This is a genomic window from Stenotrophomonas sp. YJH_SMC_82 (assembly GCF_059368875.1).
Map to the genome: position 1 here is coordinate 386,063 of NZ_JCAFSE010000005.1, position 23,438 is coordinate 409,500.

The 23,438-nt window shown below is 68.4% G+C and carries 20 protein-coding genes; 11 read left to right on the forward strand and 9 right to left on the reverse strand.

Going from position 1 to position 23,438, the window contains the following annotated elements:
* Positions 1-214: 214 nt before the first annotated feature.
* From AC5P53_RS19260 to AC5P53_RS19285, 6 genes are all read right to left on the reverse strand, one after another.
* Entirely contained in the window at positions 215-613 is a 399-nt protein-coding gene (locus tag AC5P53_RS19260; protein ID WP_049405551.1) for a hypothetical protein, read from the reverse strand.
* Between the two features lie 94 nt (positions 614-707).
* Positions 708-2,747 carry an FUSC family protein gene (locus tag AC5P53_RS19265; protein WP_495227489.1) on the reverse strand — a complete coding sequence of 680 codons (2,040 nt, stop codon included), beginning with the start codon at positions 2,745-2,747 and terminating at the stop codon, positions 708-710.
* A gap of 3 nt (positions 2,748-2,750) precedes the next feature.
* Complete coding sequence (locus AC5P53_RS19270) at positions 2,751-4,211, reverse strand: efflux transporter outer membrane subunit (RefSeq protein WP_495227490.1); 1,461 nt, start codon at positions 4,209-4,211, stop codon at positions 2,751-2,753.
* The gene (locus AC5P53_RS19275; protein WP_495227491.1) at positions 4,208-5,125 is read right to left on the reverse strand and encodes an efflux RND transporter periplasmic adaptor subunit; all 918 of its coding nucleotides are present in this window, start codon (positions 5,123-5,125) and stop codon (positions 4,208-4,210) included. The genes AC5P53_RS19270 and AC5P53_RS19275 overlap by 4 nt, the downstream gene beginning before the upstream one ends.
* Entirely contained in the window at positions 5,122-5,331 is a 210-nt protein-coding gene (locus AC5P53_RS19280; protein ID WP_010487502.1) for a DUF1656 domain-containing protein, read from the reverse strand. The genes AC5P53_RS19275 and AC5P53_RS19280 overlap by 4 nt, the downstream gene beginning before the upstream one ends.
* Before the next feature lie 108 nt (positions 5,332-5,439).
* Entirely contained in the window at positions 5,440-5,895 is a 456-nt protein-coding gene (locus tag AC5P53_RS19285) for a MarR family winged helix-turn-helix transcriptional regulator (RefSeq protein ID WP_012481667.1), read from the reverse strand.
* 599 nt (positions 5,896-6,494) lie between these two features.
* On the opposite strand from AC5P53_RS19285, the gene folE reads away from it, so the two are divergent.
* The 4 genes from folE to AC5P53_RS19305 all read left to right on the forward strand — a co-directional run bounded on the left by folE (position 6,495) and on the right by AC5P53_RS19305 (position 12,773).
* Entirely contained in the window at positions 6,495-7,106 is a 612-nt protein-coding gene (folE, locus tag AC5P53_RS19290; RefSeq protein WP_004141296.1) for a GTP cyclohydrolase I FolE, read from the forward strand.
* A 112-nt stretch (positions 7,107-7,218) separates the two neighbouring features.
* Positions 7,219-8,688, forward strand: a complete 1,470-nt coding sequence (locus tag AC5P53_RS19295) for a DUF3375 domain-containing protein (RefSeq protein ID WP_401735673.1) — start codon at positions 7,219-7,221, stop codon at positions 8,686-8,688.
* Positions 8,675-9,376, forward strand: a complete 702-nt coding sequence (locus tag AC5P53_RS19300; protein ID WP_005421303.1) for a DUF4194 domain-containing protein — start codon at positions 8,675-8,677, stop codon at positions 9,374-9,376. The genes AC5P53_RS19295 and AC5P53_RS19300 overlap by 14 nt, the downstream gene beginning before the upstream one ends.
* 16 nt (positions 9,377-9,392) lie before the next feature.
* Positions 9,393-12,773, forward strand: coding sequence for an ATP-binding protein (locus tag AC5P53_RS19305; protein ID WP_134966711.1), 3,381 nt, complete (start codon positions 9,393-9,395; stop codon positions 12,771-12,773).
* Positions 12,774-12,985: 212 nt separating this feature from the next.
* Here AC5P53_RS19305 and AC5P53_RS19310 read toward each other — a convergent pair whose 3' ends face one another.
* Positions 12,986-13,765, reverse strand: a complete 780-nt coding sequence (locus AC5P53_RS19310; protein WP_032960169.1) for a sulfite exporter TauE/SafE family protein — start codon at positions 13,763-13,765, stop codon at positions 12,986-12,988.
* Positions 13,766-13,867: 102 nt separating this feature from the next.
* Between AC5P53_RS19310 and AC5P53_RS19315 the strand changes: the two genes are divergently transcribed.
* Positions 13,868-14,260, forward strand: coding sequence for a YchJ family metal-binding protein (locus tag AC5P53_RS19315; protein WP_164077933.1), 393 nt, complete (start codon positions 13,868-13,870; stop codon positions 14,258-14,260).
* 3 nt (positions 14,261-14,263) lie between these two features.
* Here AC5P53_RS19315 and AC5P53_RS19320 read toward each other — a convergent pair whose 3' ends face one another.
* Positions 14,264-15,544, reverse strand: a complete 1,281-nt coding sequence (locus AC5P53_RS19320; RefSeq protein ID WP_495227492.1) for a GGDEF domain-containing protein — start codon at positions 15,542-15,544, stop codon at positions 14,264-14,266.
* A 151-nt stretch (positions 15,545-15,695) separates the two neighbouring features.
* On the opposite strand from AC5P53_RS19320, the gene egtB reads away from it, so the two are divergent.
* The 6 genes from egtB to AC5P53_RS19350 all read left to right on the forward strand — a co-directional run bounded on the left by egtB (position 15,696) and on the right by AC5P53_RS19350 (position 21,636).
* Positions 15,696-16,967, forward strand: coding sequence for an ergothioneine biosynthesis protein EgtB (gene egtB, locus AC5P53_RS19325; protein ID WP_495227493.1), 1,272 nt, complete (start codon positions 15,696-15,698; stop codon positions 16,965-16,967).
* The gene (egtD, locus tag AC5P53_RS19330) at positions 16,964-17,938 is read left to right on the forward strand and encodes an L-histidine N(alpha)-methyltransferase (RefSeq protein ID WP_495227494.1); all 975 of its coding nucleotides are present in this window, start codon (positions 16,964-16,966) and stop codon (positions 17,936-17,938) included. Before egtB ends, egtD begins: the two co-directional genes overlap by 4 nt.
* A gap of 84 nt (positions 17,939-18,022) precedes the next feature.
* Positions 18,023-19,270: a lytic murein transglycosylase gene (locus AC5P53_RS19335; RefSeq protein WP_262087895.1), complete on the forward strand. Its 1,248-nt coding sequence runs from the start codon at positions 18,023-18,025 to the stop codon at positions 19,268-19,270.
* A 61-nt stretch (positions 19,271-19,331) separates the two neighbouring features.
* Positions 19,332-20,222: a D-hexose-6-phosphate mutarotase gene (locus tag AC5P53_RS19340; protein WP_262087894.1), complete on the forward strand. Its 891-nt coding sequence runs from the start codon at positions 19,332-19,334 to the stop codon at positions 20,220-20,222.
* A 26-nt stretch (positions 20,223-20,248) separates the two neighbouring features.
* Positions 20,249-21,019: a GYF domain-containing protein gene (locus AC5P53_RS19345; RefSeq protein WP_032960164.1), complete on the forward strand. Its 771-nt coding sequence runs from the start codon at positions 20,249-20,251 to the stop codon at positions 21,017-21,019.
* Between the two features lie 71 nt (positions 21,020-21,090).
* Positions 21,091-21,636, forward strand: coding sequence for a DUF2628 domain-containing protein (locus AC5P53_RS19350; RefSeq protein WP_495227495.1), 546 nt, complete (start codon positions 21,091-21,093; stop codon positions 21,634-21,636).
* A gap of 23 nt (positions 21,637-21,659) precedes the next feature.
* Here the strand turns inward: AC5P53_RS19350 and AC5P53_RS19355 are convergent, their stop codons facing one another.
* Positions 21,660-22,847, reverse strand: coding sequence for a benzoate/H(+) symporter BenE family transporter (locus tag AC5P53_RS19355; RefSeq protein WP_046433322.1), 1,188 nt, complete (start codon positions 22,845-22,847; stop codon positions 21,660-21,662).
* Positions 22,848-23,438: the final 591 nt, after the last annotated feature.

Consider the following 23,438-nt stretch of genomic DNA (forward strand, 5'->3'; position numbering starts at 1 on the left):
GTCGGATCCCGTTCCCACCGGGAACGGGCTCTGACCCCTTCACCTGATCGCCAGGCAAAAGCAGTCGAGCATGGCTCGACTCTACAAAAGCGTACTTCGATCATTCCGACGTTCATCCACGCATGGCGTGGACCCGCCCCGCCAACCCACGGATAGCGCGCATTTGACGTTGCCGTTGATTCGGCAGGTGCAGGGCGCAGCCCTGCCGCCGCACCTATTCCGCGATCAACACCAGCCCATCCGGGAACACGATCGCCGCTTCATCGGCACTCACGTCGAAGAAGCCCACGCCGTGCTTTTCGGCCAAGTCCTGCACGCGGCCATGCGCACGCTCGGCCACCGAATAGGCAAACGCACCGTAGATCACCTGCTGGCCGATGCTGTACTCGGTCACCTCGGCGCGGTCGTCATCGTCGTTGCTCAATGGGCCGTTCAACGGCGGGAAGTCCTGCGCCATCTCCGCGAACCACGCCTGCAGCGCCGCGCTGCTGACTGCCGGGTCGTCGTACTCGTGGCGCTCGTTCCACTGCGTCTGCTTTTCGAACCAGGCGATGAAGGCTGCCGCCTCGCGTGGCGCGGCGCTGGCCTCGAACACCATCATGTCGTAACTCATTGGAGCTTCCTGTGCAGAGCAGGGGTCAGAGCCTTCGCTCGCGGCGAAGGATCCGACCCCGGCAACGAGGTCTGTGGCTGCACAGGGTATCGCGCTACGGCTGTTCGGCTGCACTCATGGCCAGGCCCGGCGCCAGCGCCTTCGCCTCCGGGAACAGCGCGAAGCGCAGGCCGATCAGGCCCATCAGCGCCTCGTCGCGTGCCTTGCAGGCGGCTACGCTGCCGACCCGTCCCAGCGAGGTATCCAGCCGCTCGCGCAATGCGTCGGCCGCCACCATCGGCTTGCGTGCGGCAATCTGCCGCCGGTAGTGCGCGGCGATCTCCTCAAGAATGTGCTCGACCGCTTCGCGGCTGCGCTCGGGCAGTTCCAGCCGCGCGCGGCGCAGCTGCAGGATGTTCAGGCCGATGCGCGCTTCGTTGAGCATGTCCACCGAGGCGATGTCGCTGCCCTCCGGGGTTGCCGCCAGGCGCGGCGCGAGCAGGCCCAGCAGGTCCAGCATGCGCGCGGCGAAGCGCTGGCGGTCCTGCTGGCCGCGCCCTTCGGCGGCCTCGGCCAGCGTAGTCCAGCCCTGCCGCACCAGCCGGCGCGCGGTCCACTCGGCACCCACCGAACGGAACAGGCGGGTCATCACCACCGCAAAGCCAATGCCGATGAACATCGCGATCGACGAGTTGAGGAAGGTCTGGATGTTGGCGCTGTAGGTGTTCTGCAGGCTCAGCAGCGCGGCCAGGTTCACCGTCAGCGGCAGTGCGAACAGCGCGCTCTTGGGGTGGTGCAGCATCAGCCCCAGCGGCAGGAACGCTACCGCCAGCACCAGCGCCAGCAAGCCGAAGTCGTGCACGGCCGGGAACACGCCGAACAGGTACACGCCTGCCACCACCGAGGCGACCATGGCCCACACCAGGAACGACACCATGCTCGGTGCCGGGTCGTCCTGCGCGGCGAAGAACGCCGCGGTCACCGCGGCCATCATCGCGCCGTTGCCACCGCCCTCCCAACCCAGCGCGATCCACAGCACGCAGTAGCTCATCAGTGCCACGCCGGCACTGAGCGCGGAGAACAGCGCCATGCCGTAGTCGACGTGCTTGTCGGCGGCCACGCGTTCGGTACGGATGCGGTAATGCGCGCGGTCCAGCGGCGCGGTGCCGTGGTCGATGGCGTGCTGCAGGGTGCGGCAGTCCTGCCACAGGTCCACCAGTTCCTCCAGGCGCAGCAGCAGGCTGGTCAGCTGCAGATGCTGCAGGTCGCGGTCCACCTGCGGCTTCAGCGCGCTGATGCGCGCGCGCAGGCGGGCGTATTCACTGGCGTTGGTCGGGCCATCCAGCCAATCGTGGATGTCATCGACCAGCGCCGGCAGCCCTTCGGGCAGGGCTTGGCCGTCGCTGCGCAGCGCACTCAGGCGATCGGCAATCGAGGACAGCACTGGCAACAGCAGCAGCATGCGCTCACGCAGGCGCTCCATCGACACCGCAGACCCGGCATGGCGCGGATCATCGCGGCGCAGGAATTCGATCAGTGCCTCGAACTGCACCAGGTCGGCGGCCAGCCGGTTGCGCGGCGCGTGCGCGCGTCCACGTTCAAGGATCTGCCGGCACCACTGCGCGGCGTCCTCCATCCAGTTGCCGATGCGCGCGCGCAGCATTGGGCGTACCGAGGCCGGGAACAGCAGCGAAGCGGCCAGCACCGCCACGACCGTGCCGAGGATGATCTCCTCGCTGCGTGCCACCACCGTGTCGAAGATGGTCTCCGGCGAAGTCACCGCAGGGAAACCGATGAAGGCGGTGGTGTAGCCGGCCAGCAGGAACGCGTAGCCGCGCGGGCCGCGGTTGAGCAGGGCCATGAACAGGCAGCCGGCCAGCCAGATCGACATGGCCGCGCTCAGCACCAGCGGCGTCTCCACCAGCGCCGGCAGCACCAGCAGGGTGGCCAGGCCGGCCACCAAGGTGCCGACGATGCGGTACACGCCCTTGGCCCGGGTCGGGCCCAGCAGCGGCTGGCTGACGATGTACACCGTGCCCATCGCCCAGTACGGGCGCGACAGGTTGCCGGCCATGGCGATGTACAGCGCGGCCACTGCGGCCAGGTAGGTCTTGATCGAGAACAGCCAGGCCTGGCGGTCGGTCAGCGCGTTCATGGTTTACTTCGCTGCGGTCGAGGCGTTGGGCGCGGTGGCGCTTGCCTGCCAGCCACCGCCCAGCACCAGGAACAGGTGGATCTGGTCGCGCGAGACCTGCGCTTCGGCGGCCGCCAGGGTGGCATCGCTGGTGGCCAGGCTGCGGTCGGCATCCAGGCTGGACAGGTACGGCGTGCGGCCGCCCTGGTACAGCCGGCGGTTCTGCTCGGCGGCCAATGCGGCCTGTTCCTGCGCAGTGCGCAGCGACTGCAGCCGGCGCAGGTCCTGCGCATAGCGGTCCAGCGCGGTCTGGGTCTCGCGCAGCGCCTGCAGCACGGTGTGGTCGAACTCGGCCAGCGCGGCATCGGCGCCCGCCTCGGCGGCGTGGATGCGTGCGTGCGTGCCGGAGGACGGCAGCGTCCACGAGATCAGCGGGCCGATCGACCACTGCTGGGTCATCGGCGTGCCGAAGTCTTCCAGCAGGCCGGCGGCACCCACCGAGGCACCCAGGCGGATGTCCGGGTACAGCTCGGCGGTGGCCACGCCGATCCGCGCGGTGGCCGAGGCCAGCTTGCGTTCGGCCTGGCGCACGTCCGGACGGCGCTGCAGCAGCGCACGCCCATCACCGACCGGCAGCGGCTGCGCCAGGCTGGGCGCGTGCGCGCAGTCGATCACGCCGGCCGGCAGCTGGCCCGGGGTCTGCCCGAGCAGGGCGGCCAGCGAATAGGCGGCCGCCGAACGCTGCGCGCGCAGCGGCGGCAGCGCGGCTTCCAGCAGCGCGACCTGGGCATTGGCGCGGGCCAGTTCCGGCGGCGTGCCACGGCCAGCCGCGATCAGGCGCTCGGTGACCTTACGGCTGCGTTGCTGCAGCTGCAGCGAATGTTCGGCCACGTGCAGCTCGTGGTTGGCGTGGCAGATTTCCAGATAGCTGTCGGCCACCTGCGCGACCACGCTGACCTGGGCCAGGTCGCGCGCGGCAGCAACGGACTGCTCGTCGGCACGCGCTGCCTCGGCGCCGCGCTTGAGCTTGCCGAACAGGTCGAACTGGTAGCTGACCGCGAACTTGCCATCGGCCAGGTTGATCACCGGCAGCTCGTGCTCCTGCAGGAACGATTCGGCCGACAGCTGCGCGCGGCTGACCCCGGCCTCGGCCTCGTACTCGAAGCCACCGGCGTCCAGCGCCTGCTCGTACACCGCCGCGGCACGGCGCAGATGTGCATCGGCGGCCTTCAGCTCGACGTTGTCACGCAGCGCCTGCGTGATCAGGCCGTCCAGCACCGGGTCGTTGTACAGCGACCACCAGCGGTCGGGCAGCGCCTGGTTGGCGGCCACCTGCGGGTTCTGCGTATCGATGAAGGCCGCATTGGCCTGCGGGCGCTTGAAGGCCGAGCCTTCCGGCAGGGCGTAATCCGGGCCGACGGTCTTGCAGGCCGCCAGGCTGGCCAGCGCAACGATCAGGCCGAGACGGGGCAGGGCGGCGTTCACAGGCCCGCCTGTGTCGGCGCAGTGCCGGCCTTGTCGTTGTGCGGATGGCGGCCGGTGTCCACGGTCGCCGTGGCGGTACGGCCGGCGATCAGTTCCACGCCCTTGGGTACTTCGTCGATGGCGATGCGCACCGGAATGCGTTGTGCCAGCCGCACCCAGTCGAAGGCCGGGGTCACGTTCGGCAGCAGGGTGCTGCCGTTGCTGCGGTAGCGGTCTTCGATGCCGGCGGCGATGCTCTCCACATGGCCACGCAGCGGGGCCGACTCGCCCATCAGGCGGATGTCCACGCGCTGCCCCGGGGCCACGCCGCGCAGGCGGGTTTCCTCGAAGTAGCCATCGATGCGGAACGAGCCGGTATCCAGCAGCGCCAGCACCGGCTTGCCGGCTACCACGTAGTCGCCCACGCGCAGGGTGCGGTCGTTGACCCGGCCATCGGCCGGTGCGCGCACTTCGGTGCGGCCCAGGTTGAGCTCGGCCAGGTCGACCGCCGCCTGTGCGGTGGCCAGCGCAGCCTGTGCGGCCTGCAGCTTGGCGCGGCGCACTTCGGCGTCCTCGGCGGCGACCAGGTCCTGCAGGCTGCGGTCACGGCCGATCTCGCGGCGCAGCTGCGCCACCGATGCCTGGCGCTCGGCCAGGTTGGCGCGGGCCTGCTCCAGCGCGATGCGGTAGCGGGCGCGGTCGACCACGAACAGCAGGTCACCCTTCTTCACCGCCTGGTTGTCGGCCACCTGCACCGTTTCCACCAGCCCGGACACGTCCGGCGCCACCTGCACCACGTCGGCGCCGACATGGGCATCGCGGGTCCACGGCTCATCCATGTAATAGACCCACAGCTGGCGCAGCACCAGCAGGGCGATGATCACGGCTGCGGTGGTGAGCAGCACCGGCAGGGTCTTCTTCACGATCTTGTTCACGATTGCATCCAACGCAGGAGGTGGAACAGCAGGCCAAGCACGATCCCGTACAGGGCCAGGTTGAACAGCGCCGGGTGCCATACGTGGCGATAGGCGCCGGCACGCTGCAGCAGCGCGTGCAGGCCGCTGTTGACCAGGTAGGCCAACAACATCAGCCCGAGCAGGGTCGGGACGAACACTCCGTGGAGACTGAATTCACCGGGCATCGGTAGGGGCGGGGGCGAGGTGGGGGAGGGGAGGAACAACGAAACAACAGCAACGGGTAAAAGCCGCTGGCGTGTGCACGGCAGCGGCGGTATTCGGGGGCAGCGGTCTTACGTGATGCGGTCGGCGGCCTCGGCCAGCAGGCGCCATGCCTTCAGCACGGCGTGCAGTTCATCCATGGAAAGCTCGCCGAACACGTCCTGGCGCAGGCCGATCAACTGGTCTTCCAGCTCGCTGACCAGCGCATGGCCCGCGTCGGTCAGCCACAGCAGGTTGGCGCGGCGGTCGCTGGCGTCGCTCTCGCGGCGGACCAGGTCGCTGGCGCACAGCTTGTCCAGCAGGCGCACCAGGGAAGGACCTTCCATGCCCAGCTGCTGGGCCAGCGCCACCTGGCGGATGCCACCGCCGGAGCGGCCGATCATCAGCAGGGGCATGGTGCAGGCGGTGGAGATGCCGTAGCTGCCGAGCCGGCTGTCGGCCAGGCGCTGCCACTGCCGCCCTGCGTACAGCAGGCCGGAGCTGAGCTGCATCTGCAGCACGGTGCGCTCGTCGAGGGGTCGGTCCATAAGAGATAGATAGGATACTACTAATTTCATTCCTATCAATAGGTATTGCTGAATGGGTGGGTAGGAATACTGAGGAAAGCGTTGCGCCCGCTTGGTGTCGGGTGGGGCAGCGGGGGCCGGACGGTGCAGGACACGCCGCAAGTACGTCCCTGTAGGCTCGGCCGCGGCATCCATGCCGCGGACGGTCCTGCCCCGCCCCGCCCCCGCTGCCCTCCCATCACCCCGCGAGCGCGGTGGGTTGGCTCTTTAAAGGTAGGAGCAGTGCGGACCAACGGCCCGCACCCACCGCAGCAGCGGCCCGCGGTGCTTCCGAAGCCATGAACCCCCGCTTTTGCCCCCGCTTTCGGGCGGTCCGGCCGCGCCCGCAGGAAACCGTCGGAGAGGGGGAGGGGCAGGCCGGGCAGGACCGTCCACGGCATGGATGCCGTGGCCGAGCCTACAGGGACGTACTTGCGGCGTGTCCTGCCCGGCCTGCCCCTTCCCCCTCTCGCTCAGCAGCAACGAGGCGCCGGAAGAACCCCCCGATGAACCGTCCCAACAGGACGACCCACCCCCCGGTCGGGTACGATGCTCGCCCCCCGTTCGGGACGCTGTACGCAATGAGCAAGAACAACGAAAAGGCCGCCCCGCAGGGCGACGTGACCCAGGACCAGGCCGAGGATGCCGTGCGCACCCTGCTGCGCTGGGCCGGTGAGGACCCGTCCCGCGAAGGCCTGCTGGATACCCCCCGCCGTGTCGCCGAAGCCTATGGCGACTGGTTCAGCGGTTACCGCGACGACCCGCGCGCCTACATGGAGCGGACCTTCGAGGAAGTGGCCGGCTACGACGAACTGATCGTCCTGCGTGACATCGAGTACGAAAGCCACTGCGAGCACCACATGGCGCCGATCATCGGCCGCGTCCACGTCGGCTACCTGCCGGCCGGCAAGGTGGTGGGCATCAGCAAGCTGGCCCGCGTTGTCGAAGCCTACGCCCGCCGTTTCCAGGTGCAGGAGAAGATGACCGCGCAGATCGCCCAGTGCATCCAGGATGTGCTGCAGCCGATCGGCGTCGGTGTGGTCGTCGAAGGTGCCCACGAATGCATGACCACCCGCGGCATCCACAAGCGCGGCGTCAGCATGGTCACCTCGAAGATGCTGGGCAGCTTCCGCGACGACGCGCGTACCCGCGCCGAGTTCCTGCGCTTCATCGAAGTGGGCGGCAAGCGCTGAGCCGCTTGACCGCACTGCGCCGGCCTCTGCGGGCCGGCATGCCCACGGCTGCCCGCGCGGCCGCCGCGGGCGGCTGCTCGTCCCCGCCAGCCCTCATGACTCCTTTCGCTGCATGAAGCACCGCGAACGCATCTCCCGTTACCGCCATCTGCGCGAACAGCCCCAGTGGAAGCTGCTTGCCGCCGACCACGCCCCGGAAATCATCGGCCTGCTGCAGGGGCTGCTGATGGACGGCGAGCGCACGCTGCCGTCGTCGGTGCTCAACGAGCGCCTGCAGCGTGCGCTGGACCAGCTCAACGGCGACGAACTGTCGCGTGAGCTGCCGCGTACCGCGCAGGCCTACATCGCGCACTGGCTGGCCCAGGGCTGGCTGGAACGCCGTCTGCCCGAAGGCGCCGACCAGGAGCAGTACGAGCTGTCGACTGCGGCACTGCAGGCCATCCGCTTCGCCGATGGTCTTGAGCAGGCGCGCGTGGCCGCCACCGAAAGCCGCCTGGCGCTGGTCATCGAACAGCTCTCGCAGTTGGCCGCGCAGACCGAGTCCGACCCGGATGCACGCCTGTCAGCACTGCGCGACGAGCGCGACCGCATCGACGCCGAGATCGCCCGCGTCGGTGCCGGCCGCGTGGTCGCGCTGGATGGCAAGCGCGCGCTGGAGCGTGCGCGCCAGATCATCGGCCTGGCCGACGAGCTGACCGAGGATTTCCGTCGCGTGCGCGACGATTTCGAGCAGCTCAACCGCGACTTCCGCGAACGCATCATCGACGACGAGGGCGAGCGCGGCGATGTGCTGTCGCAGCTGTTCGAAGGCGTGGATGTGATCGGCGAGAGCGATGCCGGTCGCAGCTTCCAGGCCTTCTGGCGCCTGCTCAACGACGCCGAACAGAGCGCCCAGCTCGATGCCGCGCTGGAAGCGGTGCTGGCGCGTGGCTTCGCCCGCCGCCTGGACCGCAATGAACGCAACTTCCTGCGCGGCTTCACCAGCACCATGCTCGAGCGCGGTGGCCAGGTGCACGACGTGCTGCAGAATTTCGCGCGCAGCCTGCGTGGCTTCGTGCAGAGCCGTGGCTATCTGGAACAACGCCGCCTCAACCAGCTGCTGAAGCAGGCGCAATCCGAAGCGCTGTCACTGCGCGACGAATTCCCCGCACAACGCGGCATCGGCCGCGACCTGCAGCTGACCACCAGCCGCCTGCGCTCGTGGTCGCAGTGGAAGCTGCACGATCCGCGCAGCGCCCAGGTCGATGGCAACGTCGAGTACAACGACGCCGCAGCCATCAGCCTGGAGAGCGTCGGTGATCTGGTCGCTTCGTCTGAAATCGACTTCCGCACCCTGCGCCGCGACCTGCACGACCTGCTCGATGCACAGCCGCGGCTCAGCATCGCCCAGGCACTGTCGCAGCGCGAAGCACCGCAGGGGCTCGGCAGCGTCATCGGCTACCTGTCGCTGGGCACGCGCTTCGGCAACGTGATCGCTGGTGAGCAGGAGCTTGCCGAATGGCGTGGTGGCGACGGCCAGGTCCGTCGCGCCCGCATCCCGCTGGTTTGGTTCACCCAGGAGAGACGCCATGAGCTGGCATGAAGATCCCATCGACGCACCGCAGGCCGACGTGGCGGAAGACGCCTACGAAGCCGAACCAGTGGCGGCCGTGGCGCAGCCCCGCCGTGGCAATGACGTGTATTACCTCGGCGACACCGGGCGCCTGCCGCTGGATGCACGCCGCGCGCTGTGCCAGCTGCTGATCGGCCCCAGCATCGACCAGCTGCGCCACGCCAAGCTGTGGCCGGCACTGATCCGCAGCGAGGCGGCCATCCGCTCCTCGCTGGCGGACCTGTTCCTGGAACTGGTGCTCGACCGTGACAGCGGCGTTGCCTTCACCCGCCAGGCCGATACCGAAGACGTGGATGCGCCGGTGCTGTTGCGCACCTCGCCGCTGACCTTCATCGATTCGGTGCTGCTGCTGTACCTGCGCCAGCAGCTGGCCGAGGCCGATGCGCGCGGCAACCGCGCGGTGGTCGCCGACGCCGAGATGGCCGAAGCGCTGGCCATCTACGAGAAGAACCTGTCCACCGACCGCGCCGGCTTCAACCGCCGTGTCGCCTCGGCGGTGCAGAAGATGAAGGACAACCACATCCTGACCCGCCTCAGCGGCCAAGAAGACCGCCACGAAGTCTCGCCGGCGCTGAAGCTGCTGTTCTCCGCCGAAGACGTATCCCAGCTTTCGGCGGTCTACCGCCAGCTGCGTGAAACCCCGGCCGCCGAGGCCTGAGAGACCCGACCATCGCATGGCTATCTCCAAGCACACTCCCGCCCTGTTCAACGAAGGCCTGCCGGACCCGCGCCTGCAGCAGTTCCGCATGCGTCGCCTGCAGGTACACAACTGGGGCACGTTCAACGGACTGACCGAAGTACCGATCGCCGAGCGTGGCTTCCTGTTCGTCGGCCGTTCCGGCTCGGGCAAGTCGACCCTGCTCGATGCCATGTCCGCGCTGCTGACGCCGCCGGCCATCGTCGATTTCAACGCCGCCGCGCGTGAAGCCGAGCGCAGTGGCCGCGACCGCAACCTGGTGTCCTACGTGCGTGGCGCGTGGGCCGACCAGCAGGACAGCGGCACCGGCGAAATCGCCACCCAGTACCTTCGCAAGGGCGCGACCTGGACTGCGCTGGTGCTGGAGTACCGCGCCGGCGATGGCCGCGTGGTCAGCCTGGTGCGCCTGCTGTGGATCTCCGGTAACGGAACCTCGGCCGGTGACGTGCGCAAGCACTACATGATCGCAGAGCGTCCGTTCGACATCGCCAAGGATCTTGGCGGCTTCGACCTGGACCTGCGCAAGCTCAAGCAGAAGCTGTCCGACCTGCACCACTTCGACACCTTCTCCGGCTACGCCGAGCGCTTCCGCGACCTGCTCGGCATCGACAACGAGATGGCGCTGCGCCTGCTGCACAAGACGCAGTCGGCGAAGAACCTGGGCGACCTCAACGTCTTCCTGCGCGACTTCATGCTCGACACGCCGAAGACCTTCGACGCCGCCGAGCGCCTGGTCAGCGACTTCGCCGAACTCGATGGCGCGCACCAGGCCGTGGTCACCGCCCGCCGCCAGGTGGAGACCCTGCTGCCGGCACGCGCCTACTACAACGACCTGAAGGAAATGCACCGCCGGCGCGGCGACGACGAAGCCCTCAAGCTCGGCGTCGACAGCTTCCGTGAAAGCCGCCGCCAGGCGCTGATCGAAGCGCGCCTGCGCGAGATGGACGTGCGTGACCGTGGCCTGCTCGGGGAAGAAGCCCAGCGCCGTGCCGCACTGGACAACCACACCGAGCGCCTGGCCGAGCTGGAACTGCAGCGCCGCCAGCAGGGCGGTGAGCGCATCGAGGAACTGGAACGCGAGCAGGGCCGCGCCGAAGCCGAGCGTGACCGCCGCCAAGCCAAGCGCGAGCAGGCAAGCCTGGCCGCGCAGCAGTTGGGGGCTGAACTTCCGGACGACGCACACGGCTTCGCCGAGCTGGTCGAGCGTGCGCAGAACGAACTGCAGGACCGCCAGCGCGCCTCCTCGGCGCTGGACGATGCGATCAGCGATCGCCTGGGTGGCAAGCGCGATGACGAGCGCCGTTTCGGCGAAGTCCGTGCGGAACTCGAAGCGATGCAGCGCACGCCCTCCAACATCCCGGCGCCGATGCAGAAGCTGCGCGCGCGCCTGGCCGAGGAAACCGGCATTGCCGAGGCGGCGCTGCCGTTTGTCGGCGAGCTGATCCAGGTCCGCTCGGAAGAGCAGGGCTGGCAGGGTGCCATCGAGCGTGTGCTGGGTGGCTTCGCGCTGTCGCTGCTGGTCGATGACAAGCACTACAACGACGTCGCCGAGTGGGTGAATCGCACTCACCTGGGCATGCGCTTCACCTACTACCGTGTGCGCCGCAACGATGATGCGTTCGCGCGCGAGCCGTCGGCGAAGTCGCTGCTGCACAAGCTGGAGCTGCGCGAGCACGTATTCGAAAGCTGGCTGCGCCGTGAGCTCGGCAAGCGCTTCGACTACGAGTGCGTGGATGCGAAGCAGCTGCGCAACGTCGACCGCGGCATCACCCGAGAAGGCCAGGTCAAGCATCCCGGCGACCGCTTCGAGAAGGACGACCGCAGTGCGGTGGGCGACCGCCGTCGCTGGATCCTCGGCTTCAACAACCACGACAAGGTGGGCGCCTTCGAGCGCGAAGCCCAGGAACTGGCCAAGCGCATCGCCAGCTGCGAGACCGACATCGCGCGCCTGCGCGGCCAGCGTGACCGCGACAACGAGCGCCGGCTGGCCTGCCACGAGCTGGTCAGCATCAGCTGGAACGAGATCGACATCGCCGCCCCGCAGCAGCGGCTGAGCGATATCGAGGCCACCCTGCGCGACCTGCGCGAAGGCAATGCCGACCTCGCCAGGCTGGCCAAGCAGATCGACGCCGTGCGCGCCGACATCGAGCAGGCCCGCCGCACCTATGAAGACGTCCGCGTCGAGCGCGGGCAGCTGGTCAAGGAGCGCGACCGCCTCGACCGCGCGCGACAGCAGAGCCGTGCGCTGGTGTTGCCGAGCCTGGCCCAGGAGCAGGAAGCCGGCCTTGCCGAGCGCCTGCAGGAACAGGGCCCGCTCAGCCTGGAAACGCTGGAGGCGCACATGCGCCAGGTCAGCAACGCGCTGAACGAGCAGCTGTCGACCTCGCAGCAGGACCTCAACCGCATCGAGAACCAGCTGATCGGTTGCTTCCGTCGCTTCATCCAGCAGTGGCCGGAGGAATCGGGCGACTTCACCGTATCGGTGGCCTCGGCCGAGGATTTCCTTGCCCGCCTCGAGCGCCTGGAGCGCGACGGCCTGCCGCAGCACGAAGAGCGCTTCTTCGATCTGCTGCAGAACCAGAGCAAGAACAACCTGCTGGCCCTGCAGCGCCACAGCGCCGAGGCCCGCAAGTCGATCGGCCAGCGCCTGGACGAAGTGAACGCCAGCCTGGAGCAGGTGCCGTTCAACCGTGGCACGCTGCTGACCATCGAACTGAGCGACCGCCGCCTGCCGGAAGTCGGCGAGTTCCACCTGCAGCTGCGCGAGGTGCTGGCGCAGCAGCAGACCGAGCAGCGCGAGCTGGCCGAATCGCAGTTCACCGTGCTGCGCCAGCTGGTCAACCGCCTGGGTTCGCAGGAAGGTGAGGACAAGCGCTGGCGCGAGCTGGTGCTGGACGTACGCATGCACGTGGAGTTCATCGGCGTCGAGCTGGATGCGGAAACGCGCCAGCAGGTCGAGATCTACCGTAGTGGCGCGGGCAAGTCCGGTGGCCAGCGCCAGAAACTGGCCACCACCTGCCTGGCTGCGGCACTGCGCTACCAGCTCGGCGGCGCCGACAGCCAGCTGCCCAGCTACGCCGCCGTCGTGCTCGACGAAGCCTTCGACAAGGCCGACAACGAGTTCACCGCGCTGGCGATGAACATCTTCGACAACTTCGGTTTCCAGATGGTGGTCGCCACCCCGCTGAAGTCGGTGATGACGCTGGAGCCGTTCATCGGTGGCGCCTGCTTCGTCGAGATCAGCGGCCGCCACGACTCCGGCGTGCTGCTGATCGAGTACGACGAAGAAGGCAAGCGCCTGAAGCTGCCCGAGCGCAGCCGCCAGCAGGCCAACGAACCGGAAGAAGCCGAAGCCTGACCCGGTCGATTGAATGGGGATGCCGGCCAGCGGCCGGCATTACCCATGGGCGGGGTTCACGACCCGATCGGATGGGGATGCCGGCCAGCGGCCGGCATTACCCATGGGCGGGGTTCACGACCCGATCGGATGGGGATGCCGGCCAGCGGCCGGCACCACCCATGGGCAGCGTTCATGACCCGGTAGTGCCGGCCGCTGGCCGGCAACCGCATTCACGCACCGCGGAAGGTATCCCACGCCATCCGCGCGATCAGTACCACCACCAGCCCCACGAACAACTTGCGGATGAACGGCGTGCCGCCCTTCAACGCCAGGCGCGTGCCCACCACCGAGCCGATGATGTTGGCCGCCGCCATCGGCAGCGCGAACAGCCACAGGATGTTGCCGGTCGGTACGAAGAACGAGATTGCCGCCACATTGGTCGCCAGGTTCACCACCTTCGACGCCGCTGACGCACGCAGGAAATCCAGGCCGAAGAAGCGCACGAACAGGAAGATCAGGAAGCTGCCGGTGCCCGGCCCGAAGAAGCCGTCGTAGAAGCCGATCGCCGCACCGATCGCCAGCGCGATCGCCAGTTCGCGGCGGCCGATCTCCTGCGGCCGGTGCAACGCGCCGAAGTCCTTCTTCCACAACGTGTAGGCCAGCATCGCGATCAGCAGCACCAGCACCAGTGGGCGCACCGCGTCCTTGGGCAGCAGGCTCACCGCGGTGGCCCCGGCGAAGGAGAAGATGAAGGCGGTACCGGCCGCGAACAGTACCGGCTTCCACGGGAAGCGCACGTTGCGCGCATAGCGCCAGGCGGCCGCACCGGTACCGAACATCGAACTGAACTTGTTGGTACCGAACAGCATCGCCGGCGTCTGCTGCGGCAGCACCGTAAACAGGCCGGGCAGCTGCACCAGGCCACCGCCACCGACAGCGGCATCCACAAGGCCGGCGATGAAGGCGATCACCACCAGCCACCACAACTCAGGGGGAACCAGTTCCAGCACGGCGATCAATCAAGGAGGGGGCGCGACAGCATACGCCTGTCCTGCTCCGGGCGACTGCGGCCCCGCGTGGATCAATCCCGGCAACCCGGCGACAATGCCGGCATGAGCCGAAAACCCGCCGATCCCTGCCCCTGTGGCCTTCCCGCCGACTATGCCGCCTGCTGTGGCCGTTTCCATGCCGGTGAAGCCGCGCCTGATGCAGAGCACCTGATGCGTTCGCGCTACAGCGCCTATGTGCGTGGCCTGGCTGACTACCTGCGCCAGTCCTGGCATCCGGACACGCGTCCGGCCGAGCTGTCGCTGGACGATGCCCACGGCCAGCGCACCCATTGGCTGGGCCTGACCGTGCACGAGCACACTGTCACTGGTGCTGACAGCGCCGAAGTCCGCTTCACCGCGCGCTACCGCATCGGCGGCGGCAGCGCGGTGAGGATGACCGAGCACAGCCGCTTCCAACGCATCGACGGCCGCTGGTACTACCTCGACGCGGTCTGAGCACTACGCGCTGTGCGCTGCCAGAACGCGCTGGCCGCCGTGCGCGCGCACCTGGTTGCGGCCCCCGTCCTTGGCCACATACAGGGCCTGGTCGGCGGCCTTGACCACGGCCATCGGCCGCGGATCCACGCGGCTGTCGGCCAGCCCGATGCTCACCGTCACCTGTACCACCTGGCCGCTGCCACCGCGTCCGCGCCGCTGGCGGCCGGCTTCGTCGTCACGGCTGCGGGTGCTGCGGTCGCGAAGCTGCATGCGGGTGTCCTCGATGCTCTGCCGCAATGCTTCCACGGCATCGACACAGGCTGCCGCCGGCCGGTCCAGGAACACCACCGCGAACTCCTCGCCGCCATAGCGGAACGCACGGCCACCGTCGCCCACCCGCGCCAGCCGCGACGCCACCAGGCGCAGCACATCGTCGCCGGTGTCGTGACCATGGGTGTCGTTGAATGACTTGAAGTGGTCAACGTCCACCATCGCGATGCTGTAGGTACCGCGTGCCCGCTGCAGGGTCTCGTTGAACGCCCGTCGCCCCGGCAGGCCGGTCAGCTCATCGCGGAAGGCCATGTGGAAGGATTCCTGCAGCATCGCGCCCAGCATCAGCAGCAGGGCGGCACTGCTCAGCGCCGGCAGCAGCACCGGCTGCAGGAAGATCCGCGGCAGCATCCACCACAGGCACAGCAGGGCCAGCAGCATTGCCGTGTGCAGTGGCCGCGGATGCCGCCAGGCCTGCCAGCCCAGCGCTGCGGTCGCCAGCAGGAACAGCAGCGCCGGCAACTGCGCCAACGCGTTCCAGTTGGCGGGAATCCAGGCCCAGTGACGGTTCGACAGCAGATCGTGCATCCCCCGCGGCTGCTGTGCCGCCAGCAGCAGGAAGACCAGCAGCGCCGCGCCGCACACTACGCTGCGCAGCAGCAGGTCCTGGCGTCGGCGTCCGCGTTCCGGCCATAGTGCCAGTCCGGCGAACAGCAGCGGCACCCACGCCGAGATCGCGTGGAAGCGCAGCGGGGTCAGGGCGTCGACATGGCCGCTGCGCAGGTAGCCACCGACGTCCCCGTGCAGCAGGGCGAATACCACCGCCACCACCAGCAGCAGGCACAACGCGCGCATCTGGTGGTAGAGCAGGGCCAGGCCTGCACCGAGACAGGCCAGCAGCCAGGGCAGGATGCGCTGCGCCGGGCTGGCGACATCCTCGGTGCCCAGCGCCATCCACAGCACCAGGACGACCAGCACGGCGGGCAGCACGAACAGGTAATGCGCAGGCTGGCGGAGCGGATGCAGGGGCACGCGGTAAGTCCAGTGCGGTGACGATGCGGCCGCAACATTGCCGTTAGCGGCGTCCCCACGCGCTTCTTGAATGCGCGTGCCCGCTGTCATGTGAACGTGGTGATGTGGTGCCATGACGTTGCGCTCACCGTCCTGCGCCGATGCTTCCGGCATGGACAGCGTACCCACCGCCGTCGCTGCCCCGCAGCGCGATCTCGCCCGCCGCTTTGCACAGGTGCGGGCGCGCAGCCTGCAGCTGGCCGCGCCGCTCAGTGCCGAGGACGCCATGCTGCAGAGCATGGCCGACGCCAGTCCCAGCAAGTGGCACCTGGCCCATACCACCTGGTTTTTCGAACGCTTCGTGCTGGCCGGTTTCGCCACCACGCCCGCGCATGACCCGGCCTGGGACTATCTGTTCAACAGCTATTACAAGAGCATCGGCCCGGCGCATGCGCGGCCGCAACGCGGTCTGCTGTCGCGGCCCTCGCTGCAGCAGGTGCGCGACTACCGGCAACAGGTCGACATGCAGGTGCAGTCACGGCTGGCAGCCGGTGACCTCGACGCGCAGGCGCTGCACCACCTGCAGTTGGGTCTGCAGCACGAACAACAGCACCAGGAACTGCTGTTGACCGACATCAAGCATGCGTTCTGGTGCAATCCACTGCAGCCACCGTATCGCGAGGACCTGCGGCCCGTCGCCAGCACCGCCACGGCGCAGGGCTGGATCGAATCGCCCGAACGCATCGTCACCGTCGGTGCCGCGGCATGGCCCCGGCACGCCGCCTTCGCCTACGACAACGAATCGCCGCCACACCGCGTGCTGCTGCCCGCGCATGCCCTGGCCGAGCGTCCCGTCAGCAATGCCGAGTACCGCACCTTCATCGAGGCAGGGGGGTACCACGAACCGCGCTGGTGGCTCAGCGAAGGCTGGGCGCTGCGAGAAGCCGAAGGCTGGCAGCACCCCCTGTACTGGGATGATGCCCTGCAGCGCGAGTACACCCTGGGTGGTTGGCGCGAGCTGGATCCGCATGCGCCGGTCTGCCACCTCAGTTACTACGAGGCCGATGCCTGCGCCCGCTGGGCCGGTGCGCGCCTGCCCAGCGAGTTCGAGTGGGAAGCGGCCGCCGCGTCGCAGCCCCTGCGCGGTCATTTCGCCGATGACGATCACCTGCACCCGCAGGCAGCCGGGGGCAGTGGGCTGCGGCAGCTGTTCGGTGATGTCTGGGAATGGACCGCCAGCGCCTATGGTGCCTACCCGGGCTTCCGCTCTTTTGACGGCAACCTCGGCGAATACAACGGCAAGTTCATGTGCGGGCAATGGGTGCTGCGCGGCGGCAGCTGTGCCACGCCCCGTGGCCATGTGCGCGCCAGCTACCGCAATTTCTTCATGCCGCCGGCGCGCTGGCAATTCTCCGGACTGCGCCTGGCCAGGGACCTCATATGAGCACGGTGCATGACGCGCTGCAGGCGCTGACCGACCTGACCCCCAGCCGCCAGCAGATCCTGGCCGATGCGCTGGCCGGTCTGTCATGCGCATCGCGGCAGCTGCCTTCCAAGTACTTCTACGATGCCCGCGGCTCGCGTCTGTTTGAACAGATCACCCAGACCCGCGAGTACTACCCCACGCGCACCGAGCTGGCGCTGCTGGCGCGGGTGCTGCCCGATATCGCGCGCGTGGTCGGCCCGCGCCTGCATGTGGTGGAGCTGGGCAGCGGCAGTGGCCGCAAGACCGCGTTGCTGCTGGCCGCGCTGCAGGATCCGGTGGCCTATACGCCGATCGAGATCTCGCGGGCCGCACTGCTGTCCAGCATCGACCACCTGGCGCCGGCGCTGCCCGAGATCGAGATGCTGCCGGTCTGCGCGGACTTCACCCGCGCCGTCGCCGTGCCCATGCCCGAACGCGAACCCGCGCGACGGCTGCTGTTCTTCCCCGGTTCCACATTGGGCAATTTCGCCGAAGCGGAGGCCGTCGCCCTGCTGCGGGCGATGCGTCAGACGATGGGCCGCGACGGCCTGGCCCTGATCGGCATCGACCTGCACAAGGACACGGCGCTGATCGAAGCGGCCTACAACGATGCGCAGGGCGTCACTGCGGCATTCACCCTCAACCTGCTGGCCCGCCTCAACCGCGAGATCGGAAGCGATTTCGATCTCGATGGATTCCGCCACCGCGCCCGTTACAACACCGCGCGGCTGCGCATCGAAACCGACCTGGTCAGCCAGTGGCCGCAGGACGTCCACCTCGGTGGCCGCACCTTCCACTTTGCTGCCGGTGAACCCATCCGCGTCGAGTACAGCCACAAGTACACCGATGACAGCTTCGACGCGCTGTTGCAGCAGGCGGGCCTGCAGGTCGCACAGCGTTGGGATGCCGAAAGTCCCGCCTATGGCCTGCGCCTGCTGCGCGTTGCCTAGGGGGGACGGCCAGCCGGTGCCCCTTCAGGTTCGGCCGCACTGCTGCCCCTAAGATGGCCGTGCAACGGCAACACGGAGGACGCCATGCCCATTCTGACCACGCTCGGCCTGGCGGCCGCCCTCGCGTCGACCCCGACGCTGCCTGCGGCCCCCGCCGCCAGCAACGATCCGGCGTTCAGCCGCTGCCTGGCGGGCTTGCAGGCCACCGCCGCAACCCAGGGCATCGGCGCCGACCGTTTCAACGAGATCACCACCGGACTCACGCCGGACCCGAGCGTGCTCGGACTGCTGGACGCACAGCCGGAATTCACCACGCCGATCTGGGATTACCTGGCCGCGCTGGTCGACCGCCAGCGCGTCGATGATGGCCGCACCCTGCTGCAGCAACATCGCGATCTGCTCGATCGCGTCTCCGCGCAGTATGGCGTCGACCCGGCCACCATCGTCGCGGTCTGGGGGGTTGAGAGCGACTATGGCCGCGTCTTCGGCAAGCGCCCGCTGCTGCAGTCGCTGGCCACGCTGTCCTGCGCCGGCCGCCGCCAGGCCTTCTTCCGTGGCGAACTGCTGGCGCTGCTCAAGCTGATCGACCGCGGCGACCTGCAGGCCCAGGGGCTCACCGGTTCCTGGGCCGGTGCCTTCGGGCATACGCAGTTCATGCCCAGCACCTACGCACGTATCGCGGTCGATGGTGATGGCGATGGCCGCCGCGATCTGGTCGGCAGCATTCCCGACGCGCTGGCGTCCACCGCCAACTACCTCAAGCGTGCGGGTTGGCGCAGTGGCGAACCGTGGGGCATGGAGGTCCGTGTTCCCCCCGGCTTCAATGCCAGCCAGGCGGGCCGCACCCAACGTAGAGGCCTCGCCGATTGGCGCGTGCAGGGCGTGACCGCGCTGGATGGCAGCGCGCTGGTGCCGCCCAATCTGCCGGCCGACGCGCGCGCCGCCCTGCTGCTGCCGGCCGGCATCAAGGGCCCGGCGCTGCTGGTGTTCCGCAACTACGATGCGATCTACAGCTACAACGCCGCCGAAAGCTATGCACTGGCCATCGCCACGCTGGCCGACCAGCTGCGTGGCGGCACCGGCCTGGCCACCGCGTGGCCGACCGATGATCCCGGCATCGGCCGCGATGAACGCCGCCAGCTGCAGACCCTGCTGCTGGCCCGCGGCCACGACATCGGCAGCGCCGACGGCATGATCGGCACCGCCACGCGCCGCGCGATCCAGGCCGAGCAGCAGCGCCTGGGCTGGGCCAATGCGGATGGGCGCGCCGGCCAGCGCATCCTGCGCGCGTTGCAGCAGGAGGCAGCCGCAGGGACGCCTGCCACCCGCTAGACCTTGCCGATCACAGGCTGGCCGCGACATCATCGCCGCGGTCTTCAAGGAGCGTCATAGCATGCAGTCGAACCCGGACATCAGCACCGGCCTGTACCACGGGCTCGAGGCCTGGCAGATACGCACGCCCAGCGCCACCGCGGCCATCAGCGTGTTCGGTGGACAGCTGCTGTCGTTCATCCCGGAGGGGCAGCCGGACCTGCTGTGGCTGTCGCCAAAACGGGCCGGGCTGCCCACGCCGATCCGGGGTGGCGTTCCAGTGTGCTGGCCGTGGTTCGGTCGCCAGGGCCAGGGTGATGACGTGCCGGCACACGGCCTGGTACGCACCGCGCGCTGGGAGCTGCTGCAGGCCCGCCAGGACGATGACGGTGAACTGGAGCTGCAGCTGGCGCCCCTGTCGATTGCCGAGTGTGGCCTGCGCCTGCAGATGCAGCTGCGCATCGGTCGCCAGCTGCGCCAGCAGTTGACCACCGAGAACACCGGCCCGTCCCCGGTGGCTTTCACCCAGGCCCTGCACAGCTACTTCCGGGTAGGCGATGCCCGTCGTGTCGAGGTTGACGGCCTCGATGGCCTGCACTATCTGGACAAGTACGAGGATTACACGCAGCTGCGCCGGCAGCAGGGGCCCTGGTCGCTGCGTGACCCGCGCGATCCGGGGCGCAGCGACCGCATCTATACCGGTGCCGGTGGCCACTACGTGCTTCGCGATCCCGTCCTGCAGCGGCGGATCGAGATCCGCAGCGAAGGCAGCCAGACCCTGGTGGCGTGGAATCCGGGCGCGGAGGCGGCGGCGAAGATGGCCGATGTCGGCGACGGTTGGCACGATTACGTGTGCCTGGAAGTAGCCAATGCCGGGCCGGAGCAGATTGCCCTTGCACCCGGCGCGCGCCACCAGTTGGTGCAGGTACTGGCCAGTGAACCGCTGCAGGCCGTGGCGGGGTGTTCGGAGTAACCATGGGATCGACAGGAATGGATGGCATGCAGGACGCACAGTGGTGGTACGCCAACAGCAAGCAGAGCGAAGGGCCGGTGGACCTGGCCGGGCTGCGCCGTCTGCAGCAGGACGGCACGGTAACCGCCCGTACGCTGATGTGGCGGGAAGGAATGGCATCGTGGCGGCCGCTGGCCGAGCTGGATCCTTCGGTGGCGCCGATGGATCCGACCCCGCCGTCGATTGAACCGGCGCAGGCCGTCAGCGCCAGCGGCGCATCGACCGCTGATCCGTCCGACCCCTATCGTGCGCCGGCAGCTTCGCCGGTGGCCGCGACCGCGCCGCAGCTGGAAGGCGACATCGCCTTGTACGCCGCCGTGGTCGGCGGCAACTTCCCGATCTATCGACAGCGCTGGCGGCTCGACCAGGGCATTGCCGACGGCAACGGCACCTGGCACTGGCCGGCGTTCCTGATCGGCGTGATCTGGATGGTGTACCGCAGGATGTACCGGCTGGCGGCGATCTGGGCCGGCGTGCTGGTGTTCTTCAGCATCGCCGAGGCGTTGCTGGGCGTTCCGGAAGGCGTGTCGACGGTCATCACCCTCGTCATCAACATCACCGCCGCGGTGTATGCCAACCGCTGGTACCTGGCGCATTGCCAGCGTGAGATCGCCCGCGCGCGCGCGTTGGTGGGAGATGACGAGGCGCGCCTGCGCAGCGAGCTGGCCAGACGGGGTGACACCAATGCACTGGCGGCGGCGGTGGTGGCCATCGCCGTCGTTGCGGTGATGCTGGTGGGGCAGGCGCTGGCAGGCTGAGGCCGGGAAGGCTTCAGATCCAGCGGTGGCTGCCGCTACCGCTGGATCGTCCTGGGCAAGGAATCGCCGACATGAATCATCTGGATACTCCGCCGGTTTCCCCGGCGGATGGCAATCCCTATCTTGCGCCCGCCACAGAGGTGGACGACGCGCCCGCTCCGTCCGACGCGGACTACCTGAACCTCCTCGTCGGCCCCAACGCGGCGCTCTATCGCCAGCGCTGGCACCTGGGCAGCCCGGTGCCGAAGCCGCCGCGACCGTGGCACTGGCCCGCCTTCCTGGTGCCGACGTACTGGCTGCTGCACCGGAAGATGTACCTGGCAGCCATCCTCTTCGAGCTGGTCCTGATCGGCATCGCGCTGCTGGCGGCCCGCGCCAACCCGCTGCTCACGGTGGCGTTGCTGGCGGTGCCTCGATTCGCCATCGCGGTGACCGCCAACACCCTGTACCTGCGCTACTGCACGCGACTGCTGGGCAAAGTGAAGGCTGCCCACGCCGGGCAGCACAACCGCATCCGTGCCGAACTGCAGCGTCGTGGCGGCACCAGCGTGTGGGCGGTGGTGATCGGCATGGCGGCCAACGCGGTGATCAATACCGTCGCCCGCATGGCGGCCTGATCATGCCGGCCTGATAGGGTTGCTCAGGCCGCTGTCCGTGCCCGCAACACCAGCAGGCACAGTGCACCGGCCAGCAGTCCCCAGAACGCCGAACCGATCCCGGCCAGGGAGACCCCCGAGGCGGTGACCAGGAAGGTGACGAGTGCAGCCTCGCGGTCGCGCTCCACCGCCAGGGCGCTGGCCAGGCTGTTGCCGATGGTGCCGAACAGCGCGATACCGGCCACGCAGGCCACCAGCTCCCTGGGGAAGGCCGCGAACAGTGCGGCCACCGTGGCGCCGAACAGCCCGATGACAATGTAGAAGGCGCCGGCCGCCATCGCTGCGGTGTAGCGGCGCGCCGGATCCTCGTGCGCATCGCGGCCCATGCAGATGGCGGCGGTGATCGCCGCCAGGTTCAGTGCATACGCACCGAACGGCGCCAGCAGCGTATTGACTACACCGATCCAGCCGATCAACGGCGACACCGGGGCGTCGTAGCCGGACGCGCGCATCACCGCCACACCGGGAATGTTCTGCGAGGCCATGGTGACCACGAACAGGGGCAGGGCAATGCCGGCCACGGCGGTCCACGACAGCGAGGGCGTCACCCACTGCGGGATCGCCAGTTGCAGATGCACCTGCTGGGCGTGCAGCAGGCCACGGCTCGCGGCGACGGCGATGCCGACCAGCAACGTGGCGATCACCGCATAGCGCGGGAACAGCCGGCGCCCGGCCAGCCAGGTGGCGAACATTGCCAGCGCGAGGACCAGCTGGGTGTTCATGGCGACGAACACATCCAGCCCGAAGCGCAGCAGCACACCGGCCAGCATGCCGGCGGCCAGCGCCATCGGTACCCGTTGCATCAGTCGCGCGAAGACCCCCGAGAAACCCGCAAGCAGGCCCAGCACGGCGGCCAGCAGGAATGCGCCCGTGGCCTCGGAGAGCGAAGCACCGCCGGCACCCACCACCAGCATCGCTGCACCCGGGGTCGACCACGCTGTCACCACCGGCACCCGATAGCGCAGCGACAGGCCAATGCAGGTCACGCCCATGCCCAGCCCCAGCGCCCACATCCAGGAGGCGATCTGCGCCTGGTCGGCACCGACGGCCTGTGCCGCCTGGAACACGATCACGGCCGAGCTGGCGAAGCCCACCAGTACCGTAATGAAGCCAGCGACGATTGCCGGCATCGAAAGATCGCGCCACCACGCGCGCCGCACCTGCATGCTCATTGCCCTGTCTCCACTGTGCATCCCTGCATTGATAAGGGTTTCGGCGTTGACCGCGCAACGCGCGGGCAACGCCGCAGTGATCTTCGAGCGTACGTCATGCGTGATGGCGCGGTGCTTCTGTCATCACGCTGCAAAAAAGCCTTGACGAAATCCGCAGGATCTCTAGAATTCGCTCCCTTGCTGCAGCGCATCGCTTCCCCGGAAACGACACGCGAACAGCGACGCCACCACCGACGAACGAGTTGATCGAACGAAGGTGTTGACGGACTCGAAAAGTCCGGCATAATAGGCGGCTCGCAACGACGAAAGGCCCTCGGGTCCAACGACGAAGCAGCATCGGCAACAACGTCCACTCCGGTGAGACGACCTTGAAAAAAGGTGTTGACGAAGCGGAAAAGCCGGCTATAATGGGCGGCTCGCTACGAAGGAAACTTCGCAGCACACGGGAACGGCGCTGAGGCCACTTCCCCGGATCTTTGAAAGTATGCGCAGGTATCTTGTGAAGGCGCCTGCAGGAAGGATGATTGTCCATCTTGCAGACGTTTGATCAAGCAACTATTAATTGTTTTAAAGCAAGCGATACGTTGCCAG